This is a genomic window from Limnospira sp. PMC 1279.21 (assembly GCF_032349615.1).
Classification (GTDB): Bacteria; Cyanobacteriota; Cyanobacteriia; order Cyanobacteriales; family Microcoleaceae; genus Limnospira; species Limnospira fusiformis.
In genome coordinates this window covers 1-825 of sequence record NZ_JARPLU010000458.1, presented here as the reverse complement: position 1 = coordinate 825, position 825 = coordinate 1, and the positions used below count along the sequence as shown (strand labels likewise).

Below are 825 nucleotides of genomic sequence, written 5' to 3'. Positions count from 1 at the left end.
GTAAGTCAGGACAAACATTCAAGGCGAACCCGTGCATAGTAATCCAGCGACTCACCTTAATGCCAATGGCTGCTACTTTAGTTTCCCCCACCCAAACCCCTGTCAAACCCTCAACGCGCTGGGCCTCAATTCCCCAAACCCTAATTGTCCGAATCAATACTTCTTCTAGTTGCCGCAAATACCAATGTAAGTCCATTTGATATCGTCGCAGGTTCAAAATCGGATATCCCACCAACTGACCGGGACAGTGATAGGTCACTTCCCCACCCCGTTCTACTCTGTACAGTTCATATTCAGACTCATGGGGGTCAAACTTGAGAAATTCAGAACTAGCCCCCTGTCCCAGGGTATAAACGGGCGGGTGTTCTAATAAAATCAAAATATCCTCTAAATTTGGACAATTAATGCGATCGGCCACTAAGTCTTGCTGCCATCTCCAAGCCTGTTGATAAGAAATTAGTCCCAAATTATAAAATTGGCAATAAACCTCATTAGTATCGACAATAGCAACAGGAGTGTCGTCGGGCATGGTAAAATATTCTTATATGAGCGAAACGTTCAGGAGAAGAAATAAGGCTGCAATGCCTGAAATCAACTCCTGGTGGGGTTCCAGCCCCGAGTCTGGATAAATGAAGGTGACATGAACACCCCATAACTGTTTGTATGTCCCGACGCTTGGACTCACCTCCAGGCAAGGAAGGGAATCTCAAGGTCAATATACGGACTGCTGCTGTTAAACGTAGAAGTAGTTATGGTCGAAAGGGAAGTCGCCTTCCCCAACTCCAATTCCAAACCGTGCTTGATACTTTCACATCACACGGCTCC

1 protein-coding gene is annotated in these 825 nt (G+C 46.1%); it reads right to left on the bottom strand.

The features are described from left to right. On the bottom strand, positions 1-529 hold a 529-nt coding region (gene lipB, locus P5683_RS25415; protein ID WP_006670342.1), incomplete at its 3' end, for a lipoyl(octanoyl) transferase LipB. Positions 530-825: the final 296 nt, after the last annotated feature.